Source organism: Pseudanabaena sp. CCNP1317, from assembly GCF_034931345.1.
GTDB classification, from domain to species: domain Bacteria; phylum Cyanobacteriota; class Cyanobacteriia; order Pseudanabaenales; family Pseudanabaenaceae; genus Pseudanabaena; species Pseudanabaena galeata.
In genome coordinates this window covers 1-739 of the sequence record NZ_JAYGIF010000050.1, presented here as the reverse complement: position 1 = coordinate 739, position 739 = coordinate 1, and the positions used below count along the sequence as shown (strand labels likewise).

1 protein-coding gene is annotated in these 739 nt (G+C 39.0%); it reads left to right on the top strand.

What is annotated here, in order from left to right; all coding sequences use genetic code 11:
* Positions 1-60: 60 nt before the first annotated feature.
* Positions 61-621: a helix-turn-helix domain-containing protein gene (locus tag VB775_RS10245; RefSeq protein ID WP_281010089.1), complete on the top strand. Its 561-nt coding sequence runs from the start codon at positions 61-63 to the stop codon at positions 619-621.
* The last annotated feature ends 118 nt before the right edge of the window (positions 622-739 follow it).

Sequence of the window (739 nt, the reverse complement as noted above, 5' to 3'; positions counted from 1 at the left end):
TGAAATGTAGTTTAGTCAATCTATACAGTAATCTTACAACTTGTATGAGGTTGACTCACCATGACATTTGAAAATCTTAACTTTGAAGTTGATGCAACTGGCATAGTCGCTAAGTTGAGGGCTGCTAGTGGGCTTACGCAAAGAGAATTTGCGGAGCGCATTGGTATGAATCAATCACAACTTGCGCGAATAGAATCAGGTAAACAATTTCCAAAAATTGAGACGTTAGCAAAAATTGCATCGGGTGCAGGTTATGCACTTCAGATCCACTTTCTGACTAGTACAAACGAACAAATTTCACCTATCTCTATCATTTTTGGAGATACTCCTATGGCTGATTCGTCTGAATATTCTGTCTATTTCGCCAGTATTCAACAAGGGCTACTGTCAGAGCGGGAAAACTTTCTATGGGTTTTGGACGATATCAGAAGTAGTTTGAGATCGCGTAATATCCATCCTGAAGTAATACCTAACTACTTAGGTTTAGCAAAAGCTTGTCATGATCAATGTCTTGGTAAAAGCTGGACTCTGATTGATATTATCGAAGAATCATCTAAGAACGGGATTGCTGTAGATAGCCCAAATGTATTTACATCACTTTTTGACATCTTAAAGGGGTAGCTACAGGATACGTGTAAAAACCTGCAAGATAGGCTTAAAAGCGTTACCCAGACGAGCTTTGAGAAATCAGTTTAGACTTATAGGGAGAACCACAAAAAGGACAGAAGTGATGCTTGAG